This is a genomic window from Stenotrophomonas pictorum JCM 9942, assembly GCF_001310775.1.
GTDB lineage: Bacteria > Pseudomonadota > Gammaproteobacteria > Xanthomonadales > Xanthomonadaceae > Stenotrophomonas > Stenotrophomonas pictorum.
Map to the genome: position 1 here is coordinate 1 of NZ_BAZI01000745.1, position 696 is coordinate 696.

At 69.7% G+C, this 696-nt stretch carries 1 protein-coding gene; it reads right to left on the reverse strand.

Translation table 11 applies throughout. The annotated features are described in order from the left end of the window. Positions 1 to 696: sigma 54-interacting transcriptional regulator (locus tag JCM9942_RS17445; protein WP_157723070.1), on the reverse strand; the 696-nt coding region annotated here is incomplete at both ends.

Below are 696 nucleotides of genomic sequence, written 5' to 3' on the forward strand. Positions count from 1 at the left end.
CCAGGCGCCAGCACACGTTCTCCAGCTCGCGCACGTTGCCTGGCCAGGCGTAGCCGCGCAGCGCCGTGATCGCCGGCGCCGACAGGCGCTTGACCGGCATTTCCAGGCGGCGCGCGGCATTGGCCAGGAAGGTCTCGGCCAGTTGCGGCACATCATCGACGCGCTCGCGCAACGGCGGCAGCCACAGCCGCACCATGTCCAGCCGGTGCAACAGATCGGCGCGGAACCGGCCCTGCTCGACCAGGGCCTCCAGATCCTGGTGGGTGGCGGCCACCACCCGCACATCCACGCGGATCAGCTCGCGGCCACCGACGCGGAAGAACTCGCCTTCGGCCAGCACCCGCAGCAGGCGGGTCTGCAACGGCAGCGGCATGTCGCCGATTTCATCCAGGAACAAGGTGCCACCGTTGGCCTGTTCGAAGCGGCCGATATGGCGCTTGGTCGCACCGGTGAAGGCTCCGGCCTCGTGGCCGAACAATTCGCTTTCCAGCAGCTCGGCGGGAATGGCGGCGGTGTTGAGCGCGACGAAGGGACCCTTGGCTCGTGGCGATTCGCGGTGCAGCGCGTTGGCCACCAGCTCCTTGCCGGTGCCGGTCTCGCCATTGATCAGCACCGACAGCGGCGCCTGCGCCAGCCGGCCGATACTGCGGAACAGTGCGCGCATCGCCGGGCTGTCGCCGATCAGCTGCGGCGGCC